Source organism: Pseudomonas sp. KK18 (genome assembly GCF_037094675.1).
In the GTDB taxonomy this organism is placed as follows: Bacteria; Pseudomonadota; Gammaproteobacteria; order Pseudomonadales; family Pseudomonadaceae; genus Aquipseudomonas.
In genome coordinates, this window is sequence record NZ_CP146605.1 from 3,758,110 (window position 1) to 3,782,832 (window position 24,723).

Below are 24,723 nucleotides of genomic sequence, written 5' to 3' on the forward strand. Positions count from 1 at the left end.
GCGTTCAGTCGAGGTTCGGGGTGTCGGCCGGGATGACCGGGTCGGCGATGGCGCCATGGCTGAAGCTGGGGCCCGCGTCGGAATGCTCCACCGGGTTTTTCTGCAGGTGGGCAACGGCCTTGCGCAGGTCTTCCAGCAGCAACGCCACCAGGTCACGGCTCACGCCATGCCGTACGAGGATGCGCTGTACCACGACGCTCTGCCGATCGGACGGCAACGGGTATGACGCGATCTGCCAGCCGCGCATGCGCACGCGCTCCGACAGGTCGTAGAGGCTGAAGCCGTGGTCGACGCCGTCCTTGAGCTTGTAGCAGACCGCCGGCAGCCCATCCTTGCCGTCGTACACCAGTTCCAGCGGGGCAAACTTGGTGATTTCCGAGGCCAGCCATTGCGCCGTGTCGGAGCACGCTTGTTGAATCCGCGTGTAGCCGTCGCGCCCCAGCCGCAGGAAGTTGTAGTACTGGGCAATGATTTCACCGCCGGGCCGGCTGAAGTTCAGGGCAAAGGTCGCCATGTTGCCGCCCAGGTAGTCGACGTAGAAGATCAACTCTTCCGGCAGGTCTTCGGTGGAGCGCCAGATAACCCAGCCTACGCCCAGCGGCGCCAGGCCGTACTTGTGGCCGGAAGCGTTGATGGACTTGACGCGCTCGATCACAAAATCCCATTGCAGCTCTTGCTGGATGAACGGGGCGATAAACCCGCCGCTCGCCGCGTCGACATGGATCGGGATATCCAGGCCGAGGTCACGTTGCATCGAGTCCAGCTCGGCCGCCAGGGCTGCGACCGGTTCGTAGATCCCGGTGAAGGTCACGCCCAGGGTCGCGACGACACCGATGGTGTTTTCGTCGCAATATTCCCGCAGGTCGGCCGGGCGCAGGCCCAATGCGTCACCGCGCAACGGCACTTCGCGAATTTCCACATCGAAATAACGGGCGAATTTCTTCCAGCAGATCTGCACCGGGCCGCACACGAAATTCGGTTTGTCGGTGGGCAGCCCCGCCGCTTCCCGGCGTTTCTTCCAGCTCCACTTCAGTGCCAGGCCGCCAAGCATCGCCGCTTCGCTGGAACCGGTGGTGGAGCAACCCACGGTTTGCCACGATTTCGGCGCGTGCCACAGGTCGGCAATGATGTGCACGCAACGGTTTTCGATCTCGGCCGTCTGCGGGTACTCATCCTTGTCGATCATGTTTTTGTCGAGGGCATCGGCCATCAACTGCTGCACTTCGGGCTCGACCCAAGTGGTGCAGAAGGTCGCCAGGTTCTGCCGGGAATTGCCGTCCAGCAGCAGTTCGTCGCGCACCAGGTTGTAGGCGGCCGACGGCGTGGTCGAGTGGTCCGGGAGGCGGTACTTGGGCAGTTTGTGCTGGGCGGAGCCACTCGAATAGACGTCTTCGATGGCTTGGTCCTGGGTCTCTACGGTTCTGTGAAGTGCCATGAAATCCTGCTCTTGAATGAGGGAAATGGCGTAGACGTTGATCGCGACAAATGCCGATCAGGCTGCGTCAGGAAACGAACGATGGAGCGGTGGCGCCGAATATCACACGCACGGCGGCGCAGGAAAGTGACCCAGATCATTAAAGGCGTGGACAAGCAGGCAAACGTGCCGGGGGTGCCTGGCAGTGACCTACTGGCTCAGTGCTTCGTTCAATATCAGGCTGCGATAGTGCCCGGGGTTGGAGCCCGACCACTTGCGAAACGCCTTGTAGAACGAGCTGGCATCGGCAAACCCCAGGCGGGTGGCGATCTCGGCAAAGCTGATGTCGGAATCGGCCAGCCAGACGATCGCCAACTCCTTGCGCACGCTGTCCTTGAGGCCCTGGTAGGTCTGCCCTTCTTCCGCCAGGCGCCGGCGCAGGGTCGAGGCCGAAATGCACAGGGATGCGGCCAGGCCTTCGGTTTCCGGCCAGGTGTCGGCGGGCATGTGCCGCAGGTCGGTCTTGATGCGGGTGGCAAGGCTGTCCGGGTCGCGGTATTTGACCAGGATGTTGGCGGGCGCATGGGCCAGGAAGCGCTTGAGCTCCTCCGGGCTGCGCTTGATCGGCAGGTCGAGGCAGTCGGCGGAAAAGATCATCCGGGTACGCGGCCGGTCAAAGCGCAGGTTGTCGGAAAACATCACCTGGTAGTCGTCGCAGAAGTCCGGCTGCGGGCAACGCAGTTCAATCGCCAGGATCGGGATCCGGCGCCCCGCCAGCCAGCAGGCGACGCCGTGGACGATCATCCAGTAGGCGAAATAGGTGAAGGCGCGCCTGGGTGCTGGCTCCGGCTCCAACAGTACGATTTCCGCGAGGCTCTGCTGGCGAACCAGTTGCGCCGGCATGCGCTCGAGCATCAGCGACAGGAACCCCAGGCCGGTTTCCAGCGCAGTGGCCAGGCTCGGTTGTGCCATTGAGGCCCGGCAGAGGAACTCCAGGCTGCCGGATTTGAGCTTGCGCGGGTCCATGCCAAAGAATTCATCGTCCATTCGCCGTGCCAGCAAGCGCCATAAGCGTGCGTAAGCGGTTGCCGGGACGCGTGCGGTTGGCTGGCCCAGCAGTGCCGGCTCAATCCCGACCTTGGTCAACACTTCATCGCTCGCCGCACCCGGCGCACAGCTCTGCAACAGGGCTTCGCGGACCAGTTGGATGGAAATCGTGTCTTTTTCCGACATGGGGAATGGCGCAATCCGGTGGCTGGGACGATGCCGCGCATTCTAGTGTCGGATGCGGTTTGCCACCACCGTTCAGTCAAGGTTCAGTAAAGGTCAATATTCCCTGTTTAGTAATGAGTATCATTATGTTACAACTTAGCATCCTATCTAGTGACGATTCGGTGCCGAATGCTTGTTCCCTTTTTAATCATGCTGCGCGAAGGCATAGAAGCCGCCTTGATCGTTGGCATTATCGCCAGCTACCTCAAGCAAACTGGCCGTGGCCAGTACATGCCCGCAGTGTGGATCGGCGTATTTCTGGCAGCGGCCCTCGCGCTGCTGGTCGGCGGTGGCCTGGAACTGGTGAGTGCCGAATTCCCGCAGAAACAACAGGAACTGTTCGAAGGCATCGTCGGCCTGGTGGCCGTGGGCATTCTCAGCTCCATGGTGTTCTGGATGCGCAAGGTCGCGCGCTCCATCAAGCATTCCCTGCATGAATCCCTCGATCATGCCCTGGCCGGCTCCAAACACCAGGTCACCGCACTGATCGCCATGGTGTTTTTCGCCGTGGCCCGTGAAGGCCTGGAAACCGTGTTCTTCCTGCTGGCCGTGTTCCAGCAAAGCGAAGGTCCGGGCGCGCCGATTGGCGCCCTGCTCGGCCTGATCCTGGCGATCATCGTCGGCTTCCTGATCTACACCGGCAGCATGCGCCTGAACCTCGGTGCGTTCTTCCGCTGGACCGGCCTGTTCATCCTGGTGGTGGCCGCCGGCATCCTCGCCAACTCGGTACAAGCCCTGCACGAAGCCGGGGTATGGAACCACCTGCAAACCGTACTGTTCGATTTCAGCGCGACGCTGCCGATGGATGGCCCGCTGGGCTCGGTGCTGGCCGGCATGTTCGGCTATCAGGACGCCCCGACCATCAGCACCCTCGGTGCCTACCTGATTTACCTGGTGGTGGCCCTGGTGATGTTCTTCCTGCCGGCGCCGCCGAGCAAGCCGGCTACCCGCACAACCTCTTCCGTTTCCAGCCAGTAAGGACCGCCTCTTGTCCAACCAAACCCCTCAACCGGCTCCGCCCTCCCGCGCCTTGCGCTGGGCGGTGGGCGGCTCGGTGGTCGTGATGATCGCCGCCGGTGGCCTGTTCTACTACGCCTCGCAACTGGCCGCCTCCAAGCGCCAGGCCAACCACAATGAAATCGCCGTCACCATCCACGCCCACAGCTGCGAGCCGAATGCGCTGACGGTACCGGCCGGACGCGCCAGCTTCCGCATCATCAACCGCTCGGACCGTGCCGTGGAATGGGAAATCCTCGACGGCGTGCTGGTGGTCGAAGAGCGCGAGAACATCGCCCCGGGCCTGAGCCAGGTGATCAACGCCAACCTGCTGCCCGGCGACTACCAGATCACCTGCGGCCTGCTGAGCAACCCGCGTGGCACCTTGAAGGTGACACCGACTGCCGAGTCTGACGCCCAAGCCAAGGCCAAGCCGTCGATGGTCGCGTTTATCGGCCCGCTGTCGGAGTTCCGCGTGTACCTGAGCAGCCAGGGTAGCGCCCTGGTCAAGGCCGTTACCGCGCTGGACCAAGCCATCGAAGCCGGCGACCTCGCCCAGGCCCAGGCGCTTTACGTACCGGCCCGCGAGGCTTACCAGCGCCTGGCCCCGGCCTCGCAACGCCTGGCGGAACTGGACAACGCGATCAACGCCCGCGCCGACTACTTTGAAAAGCGCGAGCAGGACCCGGCCTTCAGCGGCTTCCACCGTCTCGAATACGGCCTGTTCCAGCAACGCAATCTCGACGGCCTGGCGCCGATTGCCCAGCGCCTGGTCACCGACGTCACCAGCCTCAAGCAACAGCTGCTGGCCCAGTCGCTGCCGCCGGAGCAACTGGTGAGCATCGTGGTGCGCAACCTCAACAGCCTGGCCGACGTACGTGCCGCCAGCGGTGAGGAAGAACGCTACAGCCATACCGACCTCAACGGCTTCGCCGCCAACCTGGACGCCGCCCGCAAAGTGGTCGACCTGATGCGCCCGCTGCTGACCAAATCTGCCGCGCAATTGCTGCCGGGGATCGACAGCGCGATCAACGCCCTCGATGCCGAACTCAACGGTTTGAAAGTCGATGGCCGCTACGCCTCGTATGACAGCGTTACCGCCGATCAGCGCAAGCAGATCGCCGACAAGGCCAAGGCTCTGGCCGTTGCACTCGATGGAATCGACCCCGCCCTTGGCCTTTCCGGCCTGAAGTGAAGACGACCGTAGACATGAGTGATTCAGAACAATTTTCCGCCCAGCGTCGTCGTGTATTGCTGGGTATGGCCGCCACTGGCGCGGCCATTGCCGGCAGCAGCCTGAGCTGCCCGGCAATGGCTGCCAACGCGGCGGCACAGGTGACCACCGCGCCAAGCAGTGAAAAGACCCAGGACCACCACGATTTCCATGGCAAGCACCAGACCGGCATCGTCACTCCGCGCCCGGCCTGCGGCATGTTGGTGTCATTCGACGTGTTGGCCAGCGACCGCGAGGACCTGGAGCGGCTGTTCCGCACCCTGAACGAGCGCATCGCATTCCTGATGACCGGCGGCACCGTGGTGCAAGTCGACCCGAAACTGCCCCCCACCGACTCCGGCATCCTCGGCCCGGTGGTGACACCGGACAACCTGACCATCACCGTATCGGTGGGCGAGTCGCTGTTCGACGAACGCTTCGGCCTGGCCGCGGCCAAGCCCAAGCGCCTGATCCGCATGGTCGGTTTCCCCAACGATGCACTGGAACCGGCGCAGTGCCACGGCGACCTGAGCCTGCAGTTCAGCTCCAACACCCCGGACACCAATATCCACGCCCTGCGCGATATCGTGAAAAACCTGCCGGACCTGCTGCTGGTGCGCTGGAAGCAGGAAGGCAGCGTGCCGCCCCAGGCCCCAGCCCGCCCCGGCGAGCCGGCACAAAGCGCGCGCAACTTCCTCGGTTTTCGCGACGGTTCGGCCAACCCGAACTCCAACGACAACAAGGCGATGGATCAGATTGTGTGGGTCCAGCCAGGCAGCGACGAACCGGCCTGGGCCGCCAATGGCAGCTACCAGGCGGTGCGGATCATCCGCAACTTCGTCGAACGCTGGGACCGCACCCCGCTGCAAGAGCAAGAAAGCATCATTGGCCGGATCAAGACCAGTGGCGCGCCCATGGATGGCCAGAAAGAAACCCAGGTCCCGGACTACAGCAAGGACCCGGAAGGCAAGTTGACCAAGCTCGATGCCCACATCCGCCTGGCCAACCCGCGTACTGCACAGACCCAGGCCAACCTGATCCTGCGCCGGCCGTTCAACTACTCCAACGGCGTCAACAAAAACGGTCAGCTGGACATGGGGCTGTTGTTCATCTGCTACCAGGCTGACCTGGAGAAAGGCTTTATCAGCGTGCAAACCCGGCTCAACGGCGAGCCTCTGGAGGAATACCTGAAGCCGGTTGGCGGCGGTTACTTCTTCACCTTGCCAGGCGTCACCGGGGCCCAGGACTTCATCGGGCGCACGCTGCTTGATGCGACACATCCACAAACCACTGCCAAAACCTAAAACAAACCCCAGAGCGGAAATCGTCCCATGAAGAAGTCGTCTCTCGCATTGTCGTTGTTAATGAGCCTTTCGCCGCTGGCCGCCTTCGCCGCCACCGCGCCGCTGGACCTGGTAGGGCCGGTGTCGGACTACAAGATTTACGTCACCGAAGAAATCGGCGAGCTGGTCACCCAGACCCAGGCGTTCACCGACGCCGTGAAAAAAGGCGACCTGGCCACCGCCAAGAAGCTGTACGCGCCAACCCGCGTGCACTATGAGTCGATCGAGCCGATCGCCGAACTGTTCAGCGACCTCGACGCCTCCATCGACTCCCGTGTGGACGACCACGAGAAAGGCGTGAAAGCCGAAGACTTCACCGGCTTCCACCGCATCGAGTACAGCCTGTTCTCCGAGAACACCACCAAAGGCCTCGACGCCCTGGCGGACAAGCTCAACAGCGACGTACTGGACCTGAAAACCCGCGTGGACGGCCTGACCTTCCCGCCGGAAAAAGTCGTCGGTGGCGCTGCTGCCCTGCTGGAAGAAGTCGCCGCGACCAAGATCTCCGGTGAAGAAGACCGCTACAGCCACACCGACCTGTATGACTTCCAGGGCAACATCGACGGCGCGAAGAAAATCGTCGACTTGTTCCGTCCGCAGATCGAGAAGCAAGACAAGGCCTTCGTTGCCAAAGTCGACAAGAACTTCGCCACCGTGGACAAGATCCTGGCCAAGTACAAAACCAAGGATGGCGGTTTCGAGACCTACGACAAGGTCAAGGAAGCCGACCGCAAAGCCCTGGTTGGCCCGGTCAATACCCTGGCGGAAGACCTGTCCACACTGCGTGGCAAGCTTGGCTTGAACTGATCCAGACGCTGCATGCTCTCGCCCGGCCTGCCGGGCGAGAGCCTTCCTCAGGCTGACGCCACCTGCACTCCGTCCGAAGGCCGCAAGGCATCGCGGATAGTCCGCAGCTTCAAGCACGTTTCCTCGTACTCACTCCCGGGATCCGACTCGGCGACAATGCCGCAGCCGGCGAACAGGTGCGCCTCACAGCCTCTGATCAACGCCGAGCGCAACGCCACGGCAAATTCACCATCACCCTGCGCATTCATCCAGCCCACTGGCGCTGCGTACCAGCCACGGTCGAGCTGCTCGTGCTCTCGGATATAGGCCATCGCCTCACGTCGCGGCAAGCCACCCACCGCCGGCGTCGGGTGCAGGGCCTGCACCAGTTGCAGCAATTGCACCTGGGGATGCAAGCGGCCCATCACCGGCGTCAACAGGTGCTGCACGTTGGCCAGCCGGTGCAACTGCGGCTGGCTGGCAATGTCGAGCATCGCGCAATAGGGCTGCAATGCTTCGCGCAGGGTTTGAACCACCAGGGTGTGTTCGTGGCGGTCCTTGGGGCTGTCCATCAAGGCCTGGCCAAGTTCGGCATCGTGCTGCTCGTGACGACCACGCGGGCAAGTACCGGCCAACGCCACCGTGTTCAGCGTGCCACGAGTCACCCGCACCAGCCGCTCCGGCGTTGCGCCGAGAAAGCAGCTGTCACCACGGCTGAACGCAAACAGGTACGCCTGGGGATAGGCCGCCTTGAGGTTTTCCAGCAGCGGGCCACAGGGGATCGTCCGTGAGGTGGTCAACCGCACTTCGCGGGCCAGCACCACCTTGCGCAGGTCGCCGGCGTTGATGCGCTGCACGGCCGTCGCCACGGTGTCTTGCCATTGCTGCGCGCTGATGGTGTTTTCGTCGCTCGGTGTGCCGAGGGGAATCTCCTGGCATGGCGCACTGGCGTAGCGGGACAGAAGCAACGTCCACTGGGTTTCCAGGCTCTGGGCGCAACGCACCGCGTCCGCCCCGGGCTCCAGCCACTGGCTGAAGATCACATGATGTTGCTCGGCTTCCCGCAGCAGCAAGATGCGCGGCAGCACCAGGGAGGTGGCGGCGAATGACTGCCATTTGAGCGAGCGTGGGCCCTTCGGGTCAAACGCAAAGCCGCCACACAGCAACGGCTGGCGCGGCCCCACCTGATGGGCCTGGCTGAGCAACGCCTGCCACGCCAGGGCACTGGCGTTGAAGCGGTCATCGGCCCCGGGGCTGATTTCCTCGGTACAACCAAAGCCGGCCATGGCCAGTGCGCCCCGGTCACTTGACCAGAACAGGCTTTGCCCGAGTACCTGGCGGTTGGCGGCAAATAACCGCAGCGGGTCCAGGCGCTCCGAGGCCAGGCTGAACACCACCAGCACTGCGCCGCCCTTCTCGCGCGCCAGGCGTTCGCCCTCGGTCAGCGCCTGAAGCAATCCCGGCAGACGTTCACTCATGCTCCGCTCCTTGATGCTGCTGGCGCCAGTGGCGCACTTGCTGGTCGATATTCCATTGGATGATCTGCGCAAACAGCGGGACCACGAACATCGGGTCCAACCCTTCGCGCTCGGCCCAGCGGCGGCGATGGGGCAGCATGGCGGCCACCCGCTCGGGGGCGGCGATGCTGGCTTCGTCAGGCTTGAACTGCGCCGCAGCTTTCACATAGGCCAACCGCTGGCCGAGAGCGCGGATGATCTGTTCGTCCAACGTGTCGATACCCAGGCGGACGTCTTCCAGCCCGCTGCACTGCTCAGGTGTTTTCATAGGATTCTCCGGTCATGGGGTCGACGGCCAGCACTGCCACGCCGGTTCGGCGGGGCTGCCCAGCAACAGTTCCAGGTGCTCGATCAGGTCGGCCTGGCTGTCGCGCAGGTAAAAATGCCCGCCGTTGAAGGTTCGAAAGTCGGTGACCTGGCGCGTCACTTCCGACCAGGCATGGGCTTCCTCCCGATCGACTTCGCGGTCGGTGCTGCCCAGGCATACGCTCACGGGCACGTCCAGCAGCTCGCTGATATCGCCGCAGTAGTTTTCGATCAGGCGGTAATCATTGCGCAATGCGGGCAGGTAAAGTGCCTGCATCTCGGGTTCGTCCAGGGGTGATGGCGCACCACCCGACAGGCGCCGCACATCCGCCAGCAGACCGGCATCCGGGCCCTGGTGCAATTGGCTGTGACGTTGCCGGTGAGGGGCCGGATGGGCGGAGACGATCAGCCGTTGCAGGTCCTTGCCCTGGCGGTTCAGGCGCCGCGTCACCTCATAGGCCAGCGCCGCACCCATGCTGTGGCCGAACAGCACCAGCGGCCGGTCGGACAGGTCCCACAGCGCCCGGGTAATAGTGCCCGCCATCCATTCCAGGCTGCCGGGCCAGGTTTCACTCAGGCGCTCTTCGCGGCCGGGGTATTGCACGCTGACCAGTTCGATGTCAGCCGGCAACAGTGCCTGCCAACCGCTGAAAAATCCCGCGCTGCCGCCGGCGTGGGGCAGGCAGACCAATCGGCAACGCGGCGTTTGATGCTGCGGGTAACGTCGCAGCCATGGGCTGGGGATTTTCTTCATAACACGCCCTCCTCCAGTTCAGTGGTGACGTGGATCCGGGTCTGCGGCAACCAGCGCAGCACCTGGCGCAAGCAGTCATCGGCGTCCATCACCTGGGCAGCGTAGTGCGTGCCTTCGGGCAGTTTGGCCAGTTGCAGGGCGCAGATTGCCGCCACTGTGCCGGTCAACGCCGAGCCGTCGGCGGCACGCAACCAGGCGGTGGCCTGCTGCGGTTCGCCGTGTTGCAGGCCTGCCATTTCGACTGCGAGCAACTGGTAAGGCGTGCGCCCTGCCAGGTCCAGCGCACTGGCCTGTACCAGGGCGGCAATGTTCTCTGCCGTGTGTCGCAGAGCCGGTGGCGAGCCCTGAATGCGCCCGAGTGCGGCCCGCAGGTGGCCGCCGTCGAACAGGTTGTAGGCCTGGGCTTCGCGCACCCGCAAGTCAGTAAACAAGCGCTGTTGCTCAGTGGTTAGATACGGGTGGGCCGTTACGGGACCGCCCACCAGCCAGGGTCGCTCGAAGTGTTCATCGACGAGTACGGCGGACTTGATTGCACGGCCATCGCACCAGCCCATCGAGGCCTGGCCATAGCCGTTGCCGAGGCTCAATAGAAAGTCCTCGGCCGCCGTTGTCGACAACCGCCCAAGTCCGACGGCATAGCAATGCACGGCATCGACGCGCTCGAACGACGCCGCAAGCACCTTGGGAAACAACCCCGACAGCCCGGGCAACATGCCGGCTGATAACACCACACGACGACCCGGCGGCAACTGAGCGGGCAGCAGCTGATGCAGCGGATCATCGCCGCCGACATCGATGTAATCGGCGCCACTGGCCAAAGCGGCCAGCGCCACCCGGTCGAGCACCTGGTAGCTGGGGCCCGCGCAATTGATCAGCAGGTCGCAGCCGCTGCAAAACGCCGCCAGGCTTTGGGCGTCCCACAGGTCCACTTCACGGATCTCGGCCTGCCCGTTCAACTCGCCGTCGTTAAAACGCTGCCCTTGCCCAGGGTCGCGACCGCCCAGGCGCAAGCGGCAATGACCGACCAGCACCCGCGCAACCTGCCGACCGACATGCCCATAGCCGCCTACAATCCCGACTCTCACGCCGCCACCTGCGCCAGCCGTTCGAACGCGCGGGCCACGGCTTCGACCTGGGGGCTCTGCATGCAGCTGAAGTGGTCGCCCGGCACGTCCACCACCTGCAATTCGCCAAGGCACAGGGCCTGCCAGTATTGGCTCATGTCGCGGTGCATGCCGGGCAGTACCTGGACTTCACCGCACTGGCGGATAAACACCATGTCACCGTCGTAAGGCGTGGCCTGATGCAAGGCGACGGCGGCCAGGCTGTGGCGCAGCACCTGCAGTTGCTCGCGCAGCCAGTCCAGGTCGCTCAGTTGCGAGCCGGCGTGGCGCATCGCGTCTGCAATTGCCTGCAAGCGCTCATCTGCCGACTTGGATGCCAGGGCCCGCAGGCAGGCCAGGGCCGTGGCACAGTCGGGCTCATCCTGCAGCGCCAGCAACGCACCTTGGGGCACGCGGCCCGGAGTTTGGCGCAGCACCTTGGCAATCGCCCGCTCCATCGCCTGTTCATCCACCGGGTAACCCAGGGTGTGCGGGTCGGCCTGCATCACGCGGGCGAACACGTACTCCGCCAGCAGGTCATCCTCGATCATGAACGGCACGCGGTAGCTGCTGATCACTGTCAGTTGCAGCACCTCGATGTCCCTCGCCGCGAGGCATGACGCCAGCTCCGTCGCCAGCAACCCGCCGAGGCAATAACCGACGATGCTCACCTGGCGCCGGCCTTCGGCGTGCAAGGTGTCGGCATAACGCTCGGCCAGTTCACGAATCGCCGTAGCCGGTGCCAGAGCCAGGTAACCCGGTACATCATTGAGCACCAGCCCCTCCAGTGGCGCTTCTTCCCCGAGTGCAGCAAACAGCGCGCGATACGGTGCCAGGGTGCCGCTGCCATCATGGACAAAGATCCGCGCCGGGCCTTGCGCCTCCTCACGAATCCGCACCAGCGGCGACAGGCTCTCGCTGCCCTGCCCCCGCAGGTAATCCGCCAGGGCCGCAACGGTGGGCTGGTTGATCAACTGGCGCAGCAAATCCCCCCAGGGCACGTTACGGGCCTGGGGCAGGCTTTCCCGCAGGCGACCAACCACCTGCGCCACCAGCAATGAATCACCGCCCAACTCAAAGAAGCCCTGTTCACGGCCCACACTGGGCACCCGCAACAGGGTTTGCCAGACCTCTGCGATACTGCGCTCCAGCGCATCCAGCGGTGCAGCCCCGCTGTTGGCCTGTTGCGTGGCCTGGGCCATGCCGAGGTTGGCCAACGCCTGGCGGTCGACTTTGCCGTTGACCGTCAGCGGCATTTCATCCAGTACCCGCCACTCGGTGGGTACCATGTAATCCGGCAGGCGCTGGCCCAGATGCGCGCGCAACGCCTCCGGCTCAAGGGTCTGGCGCTCGGTCTTGAAGCGCGTGATGAACAGGTGCTGGCCGATCTGTGACATCGCATCGTCAGCTGCCGGCATGCACAGCGGCGTCTGCGCGCCGGCTTCCTGCAACAGTTGCTGCCACTGCTCGCGGCGGATGAACGTGGTGTCCTGCTCGGCGCGGAAATCCTCGAACGCGGTCAGGCCCTCCTTGAACTCCATGGACGCCATGATCTGGTAGGTGTCGCGGGTGGCTTCGATAAAGATCAGCCAGCCGCCGGGGGCGAGCATTTCCCGCAGCCGGGCGAGTACCTGGCTGGCATGCCGCGAGTTGTGCAGCACGTTGGCACACAGAATCACATCCAGGGAGTTGGCGGCGATGCCTTGGGCCCAGTGGTCGAGGTTCAGGTCAAACAGCCCGTAGCTGACCCACGGAAACTCGACGAAATGCTCCCGCGCTTCGTTGAGGAAAAACTGCGACAGGTCGGTGAACTGGTAGTCCACCGCCAAGCCGTCCAGGGCCGGAATCAGGTCGGCACTGGTGCCGCCCACGCCTGCGCCGATTTCCAGCAACTGCAGACGCCAGCCCGCCGGTTGCAGTGCGGCGATTTCCTGCACCGCCGCACACACCGCCTGGTTCAGGTACTGGCTGATCAGGTTCTTGCGATAGGCGCCTTCGGCGGTGTCGGTACGGCCTTCGGGAAACAGCAAGTGCAACGGGTCGAGCCGGTCGCTCATCAGGGCAGGCAATTGCTCCTGGCTTTCCCGCAGGTAGCGCAGCACTTCACCGCCCCAGCCCACACTCGGTTCCAGCGCCTCGATGCGCTGCCACAGCTGACGGTATTCAGCACCCGAGACCCGCAGTGACGAATAGGCGCCGGTGCCTGGGTTGCGGTCTACCAGTTGTTCGCGATGCAGCGCTTGCAGCCAGCGGCGGATCAGCCGTTCGTTGCGTGGCGCCACTTCGCACAGGCTCATGATCTGGGCCAGGTCGTGCTCGACGCCCGGTTGATCAAACAGCCCCGGGCGTTGCAGGGCCAGGCCCATGGAGAGCAACGCGGCACGCTCGACGCAATCGGACATCTGCGTAATCAGCGCTTCCGTCAGTTGGCCTTTCACGCCGTTGGCCGCCGCCAAGGCGTTGGGTGCCAACCGGGTCGGCCAAGGCAATGGAGTATCACGCAAAGTCCCGCGCACGCAGGCCTGCAAACGCCGCTCGAACGCGCCCTCGCCCGCAGCGACCACCACGGCCGATTCGACATGAGGATGACTGAGCAAGGCACTTTCGACTTCCGCCAACTCGATGCGATGCCCGCGAACCTTGACCTGGAAATCCTCACGGCCAAGGAACTCAATCAACCCGCTTTCAAGGTAGCGCCCAAGGTCGCCGGTGCGGTACAGCCGCTCGCCGCTGTGGGCATGCTCGATAAAACGCTCGGCGGTTTTCTCCGCGTCCCCCAGGTACCCCATCGCCAACCCCGTGCCGGCGATGAACAGCTCACCGGCAACGCCTTGCGGGCGATCGCGGCCTTGTTCGTCGAGCACCATGAAGCGTTGATTGGCCAGCGGCGCGCCGTAGGGAATGCTGCGCCATTGTGCGTCCACCTCGGTGATTGGATAGGCAATCGACCAGATCGCCGCTTCTGTGGCGCCGCCCAGGCTGATCAGTTGGAGCTCAGGCAACAACGCAGCGATTTCGGCGGGCAGGTTCAGCGGGATCCAGTCGCCGGACAGCAAGGCCAGGCGCAGGCTCTGAGGTGCCGCGGCCGGCACGGCTTGCAGGTAATGGGCAAGCATCTGCAACTGCGCGGGCACCGAGTTCCACAGGGTCACACCGTGCTCGCGGGCGCATTCGGCCCAGTGGGACGGGTCGGCGCGGCGTCCGGCGTCGGGCAACACCAGGGCGCCACCTACGGCCAGCAGGCCGAAGATGTCGTACACCGAGAGGTCGAAGCCCAGGCTGGCCAAGGCGAGTACCCGGTCTTCGGCGCCGATGGCGAAGCGCTGATTGATATCCACCACCGTGTTGAGGGCCGCCTGGTGACTGATCATCACACCCTTCGGAATCCCGGTGGAGCCGGAGGTGTAGATCACGTAGGCAAGTTGTTGCGGTGTCACCTGCGGCGCCGGCAGTTCACGTCCGGCACTGGCTGCGGCCTGATCAACGGGTATGCACTGGGTCACCTGGGCGGGCCAGGCCACGTCCTCGCTCAACCACGACTGGCTGAGCACCCGGCTGACCTCGGCGTTCTCAAGAATCAACGCGCGCCGCGCCATCGGCTGATTAGTGTCCAGCGGCAGGTACGCCGCGCCGGCCCGCAAGATCCCGAGTACACCGACCACCTGGTCGATGCCTTTTTCCATGCATACCGCGACCCGCTCGCCGGGCTGGCAACCGCCATCCAGTAACTGCTCGGCAATCGCCTCGGCACGGGCGGCGAGTTGCGCGTAAGTGAGCTGTCGCGCGCCCTGGATCAGGGCGACACGTTGGGGTTGCGCCCGGGCCTGGCGAAAGAACGGTTCATGCAGCAAGCCTGGGGGAATCGGCTGCGCCGTCTGGTTGATCAACTCCCGCACCAGTCGCTGGGGTGCCGGCAGTTCAAGGCAATCGTCCAGGGTCCAGGCCGAAGGCTCCCGCGCCAAGCGCTTGAGCAGACGTTCGAAGGTGTCGAACATCGCTTCCAGCATGGCCTCATTGAACACGCCCTGGCGAATGTCCCAATTGATGAACAGGCCGTTGTCGCGCTCGCTGACCTGGCAATCAATCAACACTTGCGGGGTCTGGCTGATGCCGTGCACCAGTTCTGCGCCGGGCATAAATGCCCCGCCGCCACTTTCGCCACCGGCGCCCAGGGTGCTGGTGAAGGCATAGGGCATCAAGGCCGCATCACGGCCTTTGCGCCGCGCCAGTTCGCGCAGTACTTCAATGCCGGAACACAGGCGGTGGTCCATGTCTTGCCACAGTCGCTCCTGCAACTGCTGGCTGCGTTCACCAAAGCTGCCGCCTTGCAGGGTCTGGACTTCCAGCAATTCCACCGAGCTGAAATCCCCCACCAGCCGATCGACCTGCGGGTGCAGCGACAGGCGATTGAGCAAGGTCAGGCTCAAGCAGAAATGCCCCTTGCGGCTCCAGCGCCCCAGGGTTTCGGCATAGCAGGAAAGAATCGCCGCCGACGCACCCACGCCGGCCGCCGCTGCATTCAGGCGCAGGGCGTTGAAATCCCGGGCCTCCAGGTTCAGGGCGCGGCGCTCGAAACGCGGTCCGCTGGGAGCGCCCTGCATGGGCAATTCCGGAGCACCGGGCAGGCTGTCGACCCGCGCCCACCAGTACTGGCGGTCACGCTGGTAACGCGGCTGTTCCCGCAACCGGCGCTCGCCCAGTACGTAGTCGCGAAAACTGATGGGCGCCGCCGGCGGCAAGGCTTCGCCACGATAGACCTGCTGCAACTCGGCCAACAGCATGCGCACGCTCTGGTAGTCGCACACCAGCAGATCCACTGAGAGATGCAGGCGCGCATGTTCACGGCCCTGGCTGACGCACAACTCGATCAGCGGCCACTGCTGGGGCGACGCCAGGCGAATTTCCATGCGTTCGCGCAGAGCGGCCAGTGCACGGCCGTCGTCTTCGCGCAGGTCATGCCGGGCGATCAGGTAATGCGGCACCTGGGGCAGGATTTGTTGGTAGCCGTCTTCCAGCACCACCGCCCGCAGCATGTCGTGACGCGCAATCAGATGGTTCCATGCCTGCTCCAGGCGCGCCGGGTCCAGTTCCCTGAGTTCAAATTCCAGGTAACCGTGGCACGCCACCCCGCCGTAGCTGAATGCCTGGGTGCGGCCCATCAGGTAAGCGGCCTGCACGTCGGTCAGCGGAAACGGTTCGCTGCGGGCAGCCAGGTCGGCCGAGACGGTGGGCATCACCGGTTCCATCAATTGCTGCAACAACGCGTCCTTGTGTTCGCGCAATTGTTGCAGGCGGCCTTCATCCATCACCCCGGCGGGCGCCCGGTAGCGCAGGCGGCCCTGCTCTTCCCAGAGTTCCACACCCAGTGCTTCGAGGTCCTGTTGCAGTTGCTGCAGTGTCATAGCGCACCCTCCACCATTGCGTTCCGGTTGACGTGGTCCTGTTCTCGTCGGGCGACAAGCCATTGGGCCTGGCGGGCGACGGTGGCCGCGTTGAAAAAGTCCTTCAGCGACAGCTCGACGTCGAACTGTCGGGCGATACGTTCGATCAGGCGAGCGGCCAACAGACTGTTGCCGCCGAGGGCGAAAAAGCCCTGGTTGCGTCCCACCAGGGGAATGTCGAGCAATTCGCGCCAGAGCCCGGCCAACAGTTGTTCGGCTTCGCCTTGAGGCGCGTCTTCATGCTCGGGTCTGGCGCCCTGGCGTTGCTCCTGCACCAGCCACAGCAGTGCGGCGCGGTCGACCTTGCCGTTGGCGCTCAGGGGCAGTTCGGTGAGGTTCAGCCAGTGGTCCGGCAACATGTGTTCCGGCAACCATTGGCAGAGCCACTGGCGCATGGCTTCGGCATCCGGCAGCGCGTCGCCCATCAGGGTTGCTGCCAACTGCGGGTTGGCCCCGGGCAACACCAGGGTGACGGCACGACTGACGGCCGGATGGCGTTCCAGGGCCACGTCGATCTCACTGAGTTCGATGCGGAAGCCACGGACCTTGACCTGCTGGTCCATACGCCCGAGAAATTCGAGGCTGCCGTCGGGCCAATAACGGCCCTGATCGCCGGTGCGGTACCAGCGTTGCCCGGCGTGCTCGACGAAGCGTTGGGCGCTGAGATGCGGCAGGCCACGATAGCCCTGGGCAACCCCGGCGCCGCCGATCCACAGCTCCCCCGCCACCCAGTCCGGGCAATCGCGGCCCTGGCTGTCGACGACTCGAAAGCTTTGGTTATCCAGGGGTTTGCCGTAGGGAATCGAGAGCCAGTGAGCCGGCACTTCGTCGACGTCCTGGACGTTGGACCAGATGGCCGCTTCAGTGGCGCCGCCGAGAGCGGCGAACCGGGCGCTTTCGCCGGCTGCCAATCGCAGGCGGCGTGGCAGGTCCAGCCCGACCCAGTCACCCGAGACCATCGCCAGGCGTAATCCGCTCAGGGCATTCGGCTCGCGGGCCTTGAGGGTCAGCATGTCGAGCAACGCCGGTACCGAGTTCCACAGGGTCACGCGCTGCTGGCGGATCAGCCGCAACCATTCGGACGGCTCCTTGCGCCGCGCATCCGCTGGCAGCACCACGGCGCCACCGACACTCAGCAGGCCAAACAGGTCGTACACCGACAGGTCGAAATCGAGGGCGGAAACCCCGAGCACACGGTCATCCGCGCCCACCTGATAACGCCGGTTGATCGCGGCGACGGTGTTCAGCGCCGCCTGGTGGGAAACCTCGACGCCCTTGGGTTCGCCGGTAGTGCCAGAGGTAAAAATCACATAGGCCAGTGCGTCCGGCGCCACCTCGATCGGTTGTTTCAGGGCCCTGGCCGAACGCGCCTGGGCCAGGTCCACCACTTGCAAGTCCGCCAGCCATACACCGCGATCACGGTGGGCCGTATCGGTGATCACCACCTTGGCTCCGGCGCGTTGATAGATCATGTCGCGACGGGCTGCCGGCTGTTCGATACCCACCGGCACATACACCGCGCCCGCCGCCAATATGCCGAGCACCGCAACGATTTGCGCCTGGCCTTTGGGCAAGGTGATCGCCACCGTATCACCCGGTTCAATCCCCCACTGGCGCAGGGCACCTGCCACTTGCAGGGCCTGGGCCGCCAGCTCGGCGTAACTCAACTCAGCGTCCTCGGTGATCAATGCCACCCGCTGCGGGTGCACCTGCGCCTGTTGGAAAAAGCCATCGTGCAGCAAGCCTTTGTCATAGGCCCAGGGCGTGTGGTTGACCGCTGCACGGACCTCTTGCTGGCCTTGGGGCAACGGCAGCGGCGCGGGTTGGCGCCAGTCACCGGTACACAGCCACGCCAGCAGGTCGCCATAGGCGGTGAACATTTCGTCCAGCAGGCCTTCGGGGAACAGCGCATCTACCCCGTCCCAGTTGAGCAACAGGCCATCGGGCAGCGGATAGCTCTGGTGGTCAAGCCACACTTGGGGCGTTTGCGACAAGGCCCAGCCCGGTTCGCCCAGGTGCTGCCGGCAAGTGGCGTCGACAAACGCTTCGCCAAGGTTGCAGGCAAACACTACGGGGACGCCGCCTTGCCGGGTGCGGGACAACTCACGCAGCACTTCCACACCAGGCCAGGCGCTGTGGGCGATGTCGCGGTGCAGTTGGCGTTGCAGGGCTTGCGCCTGCTGCGCGAAAGAACCCGCCTGGCGCTGGTCGATCTCCAGCAGCACCAGGTTGGAAAAATCCGCCAGCAGATGCGGGACGCAGGGGTGCAGCTCCTGGCGGTTGAACAGCGGCACGTTCAACAGGAAATGCTGGCTGGCGCTCCAGCGGCCCAGCACTTGGGTATAGGCGCAGCACAGCACGCTGGCCAGGGTCAGGCCGTGTTGGCGGGCCTGGTCTTCCAGGGCTCGCAACTGCGCGCGGCCGAGGCGCATCGCCAGGCGACGAAAACGCGGCGGGCCGAGGGATTGCGGCTCGTGTGCCAAGGGGAGTTGCGGGCCGTCGGGCAGGTCATCCAGACGTTGCAGCCAGTAGTCCCGCGCGCCGGCATCGCTGGTTCGGGTGGCGCCCAGGTAGTGGGCAAAATCCCATTCCAGACGTGGCAGCTGCGCCTCTTGCCCGCTGTAGATCAGCGCCAGATCCCGCAGCAGTACGCTGATACTCAGGACGTCCGCCACCAGCAAATCGATGTTCAGGTGCACCCGGCTGCGGCCGTCGGGCAAGCGGCTGAGTTGCACATCAAACACCTCGCCCTGGCGCACATCCAGGCAGCGGTGGGCCAGGCGCTCACGCAAGGCCAACTCATCCGGCCGTTCATGCACGGTCAACCCAGGCCACGGGCTGGTCGGCAGCACGCGCTGGCAAGTGGCGTTCGGGAAACAGGCGCGCAGCATGGGATGGCGGTGAGTCAGGCGCATCACCGCGCTTTCCAGGCGTTGAGCGTCGACCTGATACCCGTCCAGCTCCTGATACAGGTGACAGCCAACGCCCCCCAGCGGCATGGCCGGGTCGCGACCAAACCAATAAGCCTGCTGCAACGGTGTGAGGGCGAAATCGTTGTCGGCGGCGACGGGCTTGAGGTGCGTCGCCTGCCCGCGACGGCGGTCGATCAGCAACCACCAGGCCTCAAGGGTCGGCTGCTCAATCAGTTCGGCAAAGCTCACCTGCACACCTTCGCGGGCGAGCAAGGCCGGCAGGCGCATCATGCTCACCGAGTCCAGGCCCTGCTCGATCAGCGAGGCATCGGGCTCCAGGTCCTGGGGGGCATAGTCGAGCAACTGCGCGACACCGGCGCACAGCGCCTCGGGGCTGTGTGCGAGGCCGCCGGGTGCAGGATGAACGCATGCCAGTGATGGGTTATCGGTCATGGGGGACGGTCCTTTGGGGAACGGTAGGGTCTGGGCGCAAGCGCCAGCGATTGATCGCTTCGCGCTCGTGGAACAACTCGCGGTAACGGCCGGGCGTGGCCATCAACGCGTCATGGCGGCCGACCTGGGCCAACTGGCCGTGGTCGAGCAGCAGAATCTGGTCGGCATGGGGCGCCAAGGTCGGTTTGTGGGTGACCAGCACCACCGTGTGCCGGCGGGCCAGTTGCAACAGGGTCCGATTGACCCGCGCCTCGCTGATGGCATCGAGGGCGGCGGTCGGCTCGTCCAGCAGGATCAGCGACGCGTCCTTGAGCAACACCCGCGACAACGCCAGGCATTGGCGCTCGCCGCCGGACAGGCTGACGCCCTGCTCGCCCAGCACGGTGTGCCAGCCCTGGGGCAGGCGCTCGGCGAGGCGGTCGAGGCCGGTGGCGCGGGCGGCGTGCTGCCATTGCTCTTCGCTGGCGTCGGGGCGGCCCAGCAGCAGGTTGTCCAGCAGGCTGCCCGGCAACAGCGGGCTGTCCTGGAACATCAAGGCGACCTGGGTATCTCGGGCCAGGGCCGACAGTTGCCGCAGGTCGACACCGCCGAGGTGAATCGCGCCACTGCTTACATCGCTGAAGCGCGCCAGCAGGCGCAACAGGCTGGACTTGCCGGAGCCGGACGCCCCCACCACCAGGTTCAGCGAACGCTCCTGCAACGTGAAGTCGATGCCTTGCAAGATCGCCTGGCCCTGGCGGACCAGTCCTACGTCCCGCACTTGCACGTCGTAACCCAGGGCAGGTTGGGGTTCGAGAGGCTCAGGCAACCCCGGCATCTGCAGCAGGTGGCGCAGGCGATTCAAGCCGTGGCGGGTCTGGCGCAACGTGGTACCGAGGTTGACCAGCGCGCCCATTGGCTCCACCAGGCAGGTGGCGAGAATCGCCAGCGCCAGGAACTTCGCCGCATCGAGGGTGCCACCCAACACGGCATACAGGCCGCATAACAGGATGGCGCTGTAGCCGGCCTGCAACACCACCGCCAAACCCAGCGCGGCGGGAAAAGTGCGCCAGTGGGCGTGACGCTGTGCCTGTTGCTGCTGGGCCAGGGCCTCGGTGAGCAGGTCGAAACCTTGCTCGGTGCGCCCGCTGGAGCGCAGCAACGGTTGCTGGCGCAGAAACTCCATCACCCGGGCCGCCGCTTCATTGGCTGCGGCTTCGCTCAGTGCTTCAGCTTGCCCGCCCCAGCGCACGCCCCAGTGGTACACCAGCACCAGCAACGGCAACGCGGCCAGTGCCGCCAACGCCATGGAGCGGTCGTAGAAAAACAGCGCCAGCAGGAGTGCCAAAGGCGTCAACAGCGCATTGGCCATTGGCTGCAAAAGGTGCGCCGGGGTGCTCATGATTTGCAGCACGGTGTGAGTCACCAGGCGATTCAGTTCAGCGCTGCGCCGCTCCACAAACCATTCCAGCGGCAGTTGCACCAGCTTGTCACCAATGCGTCGGTTCAACGCCTGGGCTGCTTCGGCACCGGCGCGATAGCCCGCCAGTTGGGCATACCGGCGCAGCCAGAGGCACAACAAGGCCATGCCGGTGAAACCGATGGCCCAGGCCCAGGGCGTGGTGTTGCCGAACCACTGGGCAAACGCTATCGGCAACAACGCCAACGCTGCGCCCTGGGCCAACGCACTCAACGCCATCGCCATCAGCGCACGCCGCAACAAGCCGGCTTCACGGGGTTGCAGGCTGCGTAACAGCGCGCGAATCATGCCCGTGCCCTCTTCAGTGCGGCCGCCGAAAACTGCTCAGCGGCCCACAGCCCGGCGTAAGTGCCCTGCTGGTCCAGCAAGCCGTGATGCGTACCGCGCTCGACAATCCGCCCGCCTTGCAGCACGACGATCTGGTCGGCGTCCTGGATGCTGCTCAAGCGGTGGGCGATTACCAGCACCGTGCGGCCACGGGCCAGGCGAGACAGCGCCTGCTGGATCGCGGCTTCGGATTCAGGATCACTGGCGGCGGTGGCTTCATCGAGAATCAGGATCGGCGCTTCACTGAGCATCGCCCGGGCAATGCCCAGGCGTTGCACTTCACCGCCGGACAGTTGCACGCCGGCTCCGAGGACGGTGTGATAACCCTGGGGCAGCGCGAGGATGCGCTGGTGAATCTGCGCGGCCCGGGCGGCGGCTTCCACCTCGATTTGCGTGGCGTCGGGGCGCGCCAGGCGCAGGTTGTCGAGGACGCTGGTGCGCAGCAGGCGCACATCCTGGAACACAAAGGCGACCTGGCGATACAAGGTGGCGCTGTGCATGTCCCGCAGGTCGACGTCGCCGATGCGGATCGCCCCGGCACTCACATCGGCAAAGCGCGCAAGCAAAGTGGCCAGGGTGGATTTGCCGGCGCCCGAGTCGCCCACCAATGCGGTCAGCGTGCCGGGCGGTAGATCCAGGTCAATGTCATGCAGCACCTGCGTGCCGTCGGGGTAGCGAAAGTCCACGCCTTCAAAGCTCACCTGGCGGCCCTTGGGCTCGCGGGATTCGCGAGGTTGCGTCAACGTCGCGCTGTTGAGCACGGTGGCGATACGGCTGGCGGCCATGCGGCCCTGCACCAGTGCATCCGCACCATGCCCGACGGCCGCGACCGGCGCTGCCAGGGCCGGCCCCAGCAGCAGGAACGGCAGCAGTTGCACCGGCATCAGCCAACCGCCAGCCACCAGCGACGCACCGCCCAACAGCACCAGGGCCAGCACCAGCAACGGCGAAAGCAGCACCTCGACACTCGCCCCAAGCCCGGCCCAGCGTTGGGCCCAGCAGGAAAAGAAACTGGCGAAACGTTCCACCGCACCGAAGAACTTTGACTGCACCCGATCGGCCCGGCCGAATGACTTGACCATGGCGATGCTCTGCACAAACTGCTGGGTGGCCAGGGACAGGTTGCCCAGCGCGGCGCCCAGTGCCTTCTGGTCATCCCGATAAGCCTGGGAGCGCAAGGCTCGCAGTCGCCACAGCGCCAGCGCTGGAGGCAGCAGCACCACAACGGTCATCGGCACACTTACCGTCAGCAGGTACAACAGGCACGCCAGGGGCGCCACCAATGCGGCGGCGAGGTTGTTTGGCAAGTGCGCCACCAGTTGATGCAGCGCACCTACGTCGTCGAGCAAAACACGGTCGACTTTTTGCCCACCACGGGCGCTGAACCAAGCCAGCGGAACCCGCGCCAAATGCGCGGCCAGCCGTTGGCGAACCTGGCGTTGCAGGTCGCTGTCGGCCAGGTGGGTCATCTGCAAGGCGGCAGCCAGCCCGAGCATGCGCAACAGCAAAGCGCCCGCACCGGCCAACAACCACCAGAACCCATCGTGCAGATCGAGTTTTCCGTCCAGCAACGACGGCGCCAACTCCGCCACCGCGATCAACGGCAGCAGGCCGATCAGGGTCGCCAGGGCTTGCAGCAGCATGGCGCAGATCAACCGGCCACGTACAGGCGCGAGCAGTTCACGCAGCGAGTCTTGATCAGCCACGGGCGGCGCTTCCCTCAGGTTGTTTTGCCCCGAAATACAGCTGCTGGATAGCCTCCCGCAGGTGCTTGCGGCTGACCTTGCCCACGCCGGTTTGCGGGAAACCGGGGATAAATTCGAAGCGGTCCGGCAGCTTGAAGGCCGCCAACCCTTGCTCACGCAGATGGCGCAGCAGTTCCGGCGGGCGCGGTGCCGTGCCACGGGGAATCACGAAGGCGCAGGTGCGTTCGCCGAGGTAGGCGTCCGGCATCGCCACCAAGGCCACATCGGCGACGGCAGGATGGCTGAGCAGGAGGTTTTCGACTTCTTCGGCGGCGATCTTTTCGCCGCCACGGTTGATCACGTCCTTGTCGCGACCTTCGACCATCAGGTAGCCGTCGTCGGTGAGCATTACCCGGTCGCCGGTGCGGTAGAAACCGTCAGTGGTAAACGCCTGGGCGTTGTGCGCAGGGTGGCGGTAGTAACCGCGAATCGTGTACGGACCACGGGTCAGCAATTGGCCGACCTGGCCCTGTATCACGTCCTGTTCGTTGTCGTCCACCACCCGGATTTCGTCGCCCGGGGACATGGGTTTGCCCTGGGTGTGCAGGACTCGTTGCGGTGGGTCGTTGGGGTCGGTATAGCAAATCAGCCCCTCGGCCATGCCGAACACTTGCTGCAAGCGGCAGCCGAGGGTGGGTTCCACGCGGCGGGCAGCCTCGAAGCTCAGTTTGGCGCCGCCGACTTGCAGCAGTTGCAATCCTGGCAGGCCCTGCCCGCGCGCCTGGGCGGCATCCAGCCAGACCAGCACCAGTGGCGGCACCAGCGCGGTATGGGTCACGCGTTCATGCTCGATCAGGGCGAAGCAGGTTTCGGCGCTTGGCGAGCCGCTCAGCACCACACGGCCGCCCATCAGCAAGGTGCCCATGAACCCCGGGCAGCACATGGGAAAGTTATGGGCCATGGGCAGCGCGGCGAGGTACACCGTGGCGTCGGTCAGGCCGCAACGTTCGGCGCTGGTCCGCACGTTGTAGAGGTATTCATTGTGGCGACGCGGGATCAGTTTCGGCACGCCGGTGGAGCCACCGGACAACTGGAAACACGCGACGGCATCCGCGGGCGGCGCAGAAAAGGTTGGCTGCGGGTCGTCCAGATAAAGGTCTTCGAGCGCGATGAATTCTTCAGCCTCACCGGCCACGATCACCCACGCAAGGTCGCCATGGGCCGCCTTCAAGCCACGGGCCATGCCCCGATAATCAAAACCTGCCGTGACGTCAGCGCAGAGGTATGCCCTGGCCTGGGCAAACTCGCAGAAGCGGCCGATTTCCAGATGACGATGGGCCGGTAACGCAAAGATTGGCCGTACGCCGAGGCGATACAGGGCGAAGCACACTTCGACAAAACCCACGCAGTTCGGCAGTTGCACCACCACGTTGTCCCCTGCCACCAACCCCAGCCGGGAGAACCCGCCGGCCAGTTGATCGACCCGTTGATCCAGTTGGCGATAGCTCACCCGCAGCGTTCCATCGGTGATCGCTTCACGCTCGCCAAAGGTGCGGGCGGCGTTGCGCAGCAGGTCGCCAAAGGTCTCGTCGCGCCAATAGCCTGCGTCGCGATAGCGTTGGGCAAACGCTTCGGGCCAATCGGGGCAGTCGTCAATGATAGTCATGGGGTCTCCAGAGTTTTTTTCGGCAATAAGGGGCCGATGCCGTGAACAAAAGGCCTGCGGGGCAAGGGTGAAAAGG

At 64.8% G+C, this 24,723-nt stretch carries 15 protein-coding genes; 4 read left to right on the forward strand and 11 right to left on the reverse strand.

Annotated features, from left to right (window positions below; genetic code table 11):
- Window positions 1-4: 4 nt before the first annotated feature.
- Together V6607_RS17070 and V6607_RS17075 are read right to left on the reverse strand one after the other, a co-directional pair.
- Window positions 5-1,435, reverse strand: coding sequence for a glutamate decarboxylase (locus tag V6607_RS17070; protein ID WP_134326682.1), 1,431 nt, complete (start codon window positions 1,433-1,435; stop codon window positions 5-7).
- A 189-nt stretch (window positions 1,436-1,624) separates the two neighbouring features.
- The gene (locus V6607_RS17075) at window positions 1,625-2,647 is read right to left on the reverse strand and encodes an AraC family transcriptional regulator (RefSeq protein WP_134326683.1); all 1,023 of its coding nucleotides are present in this window, start codon (window positions 2,645-2,647) and stop codon (window positions 1,625-1,627) included.
- 168 nt (window positions 2,648-2,815) lie between these two features.
- Between V6607_RS17075 and efeU the strand changes: the two genes are divergently transcribed.
- Genes efeU through efeO (V6607_RS17095) form a run of 4 tightly spaced genes read left to right on the forward strand, consistent with a single transcriptional unit; the run spans window position 2,816 to window position 7,045 of the window.
- Window positions 2,816-3,664: an iron uptake transporter permease EfeU gene (gene efeU, locus V6607_RS17080; protein WP_003218412.1), complete on the forward strand. Its 849-nt coding sequence runs from the start codon at window positions 2,816-2,818 to the stop codon at window positions 3,662-3,664.
- A gap of 10 nt (window positions 3,665-3,674) precedes the next feature.
- The gene (gene efeO, locus V6607_RS17085; protein WP_102604984.1) at window positions 3,675-4,877 is read left to right on the forward strand and encodes an iron uptake system protein EfeO; all 1,203 of its coding nucleotides are present in this window, start codon (window positions 3,675-3,677) and stop codon (window positions 4,875-4,877) included.
- Between the two features lie 14 nt (window positions 4,878-4,891).
- On the forward strand, window positions 4,892-6,199 hold the full coding sequence (gene efeB / locus V6607_RS17090; RefSeq protein WP_003218414.1) for an iron uptake transporter deferrochelatase/peroxidase subunit: 1,308 nt from the start codon (window positions 4,892-4,894) through the stop codon (window positions 6,197-6,199).
- Window positions 6,200-6,226: 27 nt separating this feature from the next.
- Window positions 6,227-7,045 carry an iron uptake system protein EfeO gene (gene efeO, locus V6607_RS17095; protein WP_003218415.1) on the forward strand — a complete coding sequence of 273 codons (819 nt, stop codon included), beginning with the start codon at window positions 6,227-6,229 and terminating at the stop codon, window positions 7,043-7,045.
- Window positions 7,046-7,092: 47 nt separating this feature from the next.
- Here efeO (V6607_RS17095) and V6607_RS17100 read toward each other — a convergent pair whose 3' ends face one another.
- The 9 genes from V6607_RS17100 to V6607_RS17140 are packed head-to-tail and all read right to left on the reverse strand — an operon-like array spanning window position 7,093 to window position 24,647.
- Window positions 7,093-8,502: an isochorismate synthase gene (locus tag V6607_RS17100; protein WP_134326684.1), complete on the reverse strand. Its 1,410-nt coding sequence runs from the start codon at window positions 8,500-8,502 to the stop codon at window positions 7,093-7,095.
- Window positions 8,495-8,809, reverse strand: a complete 315-nt coding sequence (locus V6607_RS17105; protein WP_003218417.1) for an isochorismate lyase — start codon at window positions 8,807-8,809, stop codon at window positions 8,495-8,497. Before V6607_RS17105 ends, V6607_RS17100 begins: the two co-directional genes overlap by 8 nt.
- A 12-nt stretch (window positions 8,810-8,821) precedes the next feature.
- Window positions 8,822-9,601: an alpha/beta fold hydrolase gene (locus V6607_RS17110; RefSeq protein WP_003218418.1), complete on the reverse strand. Its 780-nt coding sequence runs from the start codon at window positions 9,599-9,601 to the stop codon at window positions 8,822-8,824.
- Window positions 9,598-10,686 carry a saccharopine dehydrogenase NADP-binding domain-containing protein gene (locus V6607_RS17115; protein ID WP_023658858.1) on the reverse strand — a complete coding sequence of 363 codons (1,089 nt, stop codon included), beginning with the start codon at window positions 10,684-10,686 and terminating at the stop codon, window positions 9,598-9,600. Before V6607_RS17115 ends, V6607_RS17110 begins: the two co-directional genes overlap by 4 nt.
- Window positions 10,683-16,106 (reverse strand): non-ribosomal peptide synthetase, encoded by a 5,424-nt coding sequence (locus V6607_RS17120; protein WP_003218420.1) that lies wholly within the window; start codon window positions 16,104-16,106, stop codon window positions 10,683-10,685. The genes V6607_RS17115 and V6607_RS17120 overlap by 4 nt, the downstream gene beginning before the upstream one ends.
- Window positions 16,103-19,510 (reverse strand): non-ribosomal peptide synthetase, encoded by a 3,408-nt coding sequence (locus V6607_RS17125; RefSeq protein WP_134326685.1) that lies wholly within the window; start codon window positions 19,508-19,510, stop codon window positions 16,103-16,105. The genes V6607_RS17120 and V6607_RS17125 overlap by 4 nt, the downstream gene beginning before the upstream one ends.
- Window positions 19,500-21,257: an ABC transporter ATP-binding protein gene (locus V6607_RS17130; RefSeq protein WP_134326686.1), complete on the reverse strand. Its 1,758-nt coding sequence runs from the start codon at window positions 21,255-21,257 to the stop codon at window positions 19,500-19,502. The genes V6607_RS17125 and V6607_RS17130 overlap by 11 nt, the downstream gene beginning before the upstream one ends.
- Entirely contained in the window at window positions 21,254-23,002 is a 1,749-nt protein-coding gene (locus tag V6607_RS17135) for an ABC transporter ATP-binding protein (protein WP_134326687.1), read from the reverse strand. The genes V6607_RS17130 and V6607_RS17135 overlap by 4 nt, the downstream gene beginning before the upstream one ends.
- A complete protein-coding gene (locus V6607_RS17140) occupies window positions 22,995-24,647 on the reverse strand; it encodes an AMP-binding protein (protein ID WP_003218428.1) in 1,653 nt (550 codons plus the stop codon). The genes V6607_RS17135 and V6607_RS17140 overlap by 8 nt, the downstream gene beginning before the upstream one ends.
- Between the last annotated feature and the right edge of the window lie 76 nt (window positions 24,648-24,723).

Coding starts and splice junctions, on each gene's coding strand:
- V6607_RS17070 (WP_134326682.1), bottom strand. CDS start 1,435: ATGGCACTTCACAGAACCGTAGAGACCCAGGACCAAGCCATCGAAGAC.
- V6607_RS17075 (WP_134326683.1), bottom strand. CDS start 2,647: ATGTCGGAAAAAGACACGATTTCCATCCAACTGGTCCGCGAAGCCCTG.
- efeU (WP_003218412.1), top strand. CDS start 2,816: ATGCTTGTTCCCTTTTTAATCATGCTGCGCGAAGGCATAGAAGCCGCC.
- efeB (WP_003218414.1), top strand. CDS start 4,892: ATGAGTGATTCAGAACAATTTTCCGCCCAGCGTCGTCGTGTATTGCTG.
- efeO (WP_003218415.1), top strand. CDS start 6,227: ATGAAGAAGTCGTCTCTCGCATTGTCGTTGTTAATGAGCCTTTCGCCG.
- V6607_RS17100 (WP_134326684.1), bottom strand. CDS start 8,502: ATGAGTGAACGTCTGCCGGGATTGCTTCAGGCGCTGACCGAGGGCGAA.
- V6607_RS17105 (WP_003218417.1), bottom strand. CDS start 8,809: ATGAAAACACCTGAGCAGTGCAGCGGGCTGGAAGACGTCCGCCTGGGT.
- V6607_RS17110 (WP_003218418.1), bottom strand. CDS start 9,601: ATGAAGAAAATCCCCAGCCCATGGCTGCGACGTTACCCGCAGCATCAA.
- V6607_RS17120 (WP_003218420.1), bottom strand. CDS start 16,106: ATGACACTGCAGCAACTGCAACAGGACCTCGAAGCACTGGGTGTGGAA.
- V6607_RS17125 (WP_134326685.1), bottom strand. CDS start 19,510: ATGACCGATAACCCATCACTGGCATGCGTTCATCCTGCACCCGGCGGC.
- V6607_RS17130 (WP_134326686.1), bottom strand. CDS start 21,257: ATGATTCGCGCGCTGTTACGCAGCCTGCAACCCCGTGAAGCCGGCTTG.
- V6607_RS17140 (WP_003218428.1), bottom strand. CDS start 24,647: ATGACTATCATTGACGACTGCCCCGATTGGCCCGAAGCGTTTGCCCAA.